We start from the raw sequence: 1,292 nt of genomic DNA on the forward strand, positions 1-1,292 counted from the left end.
CGTTCGGCTGACGCTCACGGCGAAGCCTCACGGTTCTAGATTCCTGGTTCCTAGACAACCCTTACTACAAACGGTTGCCCGCTTGTAGCAGAGAGGTTTATCTCCCCAGGCGTTCCCTGCAAAATGCAGGTCGTTTCCGAATGCCCTTCGGTACTAATACTAATTCCTAGAAGTTCCAACCCTCGTTTGAGGATATTTATCGCTGCGTTGGTATCCCGACACAGTTTCGCCCCACAAATACATTCGTGAGTGCGAGTGCTGAGGGATTTTTTAACTCGGCGACCGCAGTGGTGGCAATCTTGACTGGTGAATGCCGGATTAACCGCCACCACCGCCTTACCCCAAACCTTTCCGTAGTAGTCGAGAAAGTCGCAGAACTGACTCCAAGCCGCATCGGAAATGGACTTAGCCAGATGATGATTTCGCACCAGATTTCGCACCTGCAAATCTTCATACGCCACGACATCGTGAGATGCCACGAGCGCCCGAGCGAGTTTTATCGCCCAGTCTTTACGCTGGCGTTGAACTTTCAGGTGCGCTCTGCCTAACTGCTTTCTGTTTTTGTGGTAGTTGGCAGATTGTTTTTTACCTTTTTGGTGCTTGCGACTGAGGCGACGCTGCAATCGTTTTAATCGTTGCTCCGATTTTCGGAGATACTGAGGGTAGGCGACAGCATTATCGTTTTGGTCTTTGATGAAAAACGTCAGTCCCAAATCGATACCGATCGCGTTTCCGGTATAGTTTCCGGGTTCTTGGCGTTCGACATCGAGACAGAACTGAGCGTAGTAGCCATCGGCTCTTCGCACCACTCGCACTCGGTTGATTTTACTGCGGAGGATGTCCTCTCGTGCTACATTGTCGCAGTACAACGAGAAGGTTCCGGCAGCAAATCCATCGGTGAAGGTGAGGGTGCGAGCGTCGTCCGAGAGCGTCCACCCAGAAGTTTTATACTCGACCGATCGACTGTGTTTTTTGAATTTGGGATAGCCGACGGGTTTCACCCCTTCCCGGCAGTTTTTGTAGAAGCGGTTCACCGCTTGCCAAGCGCGATCGGCGTGGGCTTGCCGCGCCATGCTGTTCAGTTGTTTAGCGAAAGGGAATTCCTTTGCTAACACCTTGCACAGCCCTTGCATTTTAGCGCGAGTACAACCGCGAGTATCCATCCACAGCCGCAAGCATTTGTTCCTGACGAATTGTCCGGTGCGGATGGCTTCGTCGAGGGCTTGATACTGTTCGGCAGTGCCGTCTTTGAGTTTGGCTTCTCGGACTAACATTCTCACGTTTTAGCAGAG

The 1,292-nt window shown here is 51.8% G+C and carries 1 protein-coding gene; it reads right to left on the reverse strand.

Going from position 1 to position 1,292, the window contains the following annotated elements:
* Positions 1-50 precede the first annotated feature (50 nt).
* Positions 51-1,274, reverse strand: a complete 1,224-nt coding sequence (locus tag ACP5D4_RS21595; protein WP_428013664.1) for an RNA-guided endonuclease InsQ/TnpB family protein — start codon at positions 1,272-1,274, stop codon at positions 51-53.
* Positions 1,275-1,292 lie beyond the last annotated feature (18 nt).

The sequence above is a fragment of the Baaleninema sp. genome (assembly GCF_049974805.1).
Taxonomy (GTDB): domain Bacteria; phylum Cyanobacteriota; class Cyanobacteriia; order Cyanobacteriales; family Geitlerinemataceae; genus Baaleninema.

Excerpts from the sequence above, each read along its gene's own strand:
- ACP5D4_RS21595 (WP_428013664.1), bottom strand. The coding sequence starts at position 1,274 with ATGTTAGTCCGAGAAGCCAAACTCAAAGACGGCACTGCCGAACAGTAT.